The 223-nt window shown below is 46.6% G+C and carries 1 rRNA gene; it reads left to right on the forward strand.

Annotation, left to right across the window (positions count from 1 at the left end):
* Positions 1 to 223 (forward strand): 23S ribosomal RNA (locus KO524_RS15635); the annotation flags it as partial.

Raw genomic sequence — 223 nt, forward strand, 5'->3', positions numbered from 1 at the left:
TAAGTAGGCGGAGGAGAAGAAAACAAAAGTGATTCCGTAAGTAGTGGCGAGCGAACGCGGAACAGCCCAAACCAATGTTGTTACGGCAATATTGGGGTTGTAGGACCACGACATTTCTTGCGGACAGAATTAGAACAAGTTGGAAAGCTTGACCAAAGAGGGTGACAGTCCCGTATAAGTAAAGGAAGATAAGAATAGTGGTATCCTGAGTAGGTCGGGGCAC

Origin of the sequence: Flavobacterium sp. NKUCC04_CG (assembly GCF_019345525.1) — a bacterium.
In the GTDB taxonomy this organism is placed as follows: domain Bacteria; phylum Bacteroidota; class Bacteroidia; order Flavobacteriales; family Flavobacteriaceae; genus Flavobacterium.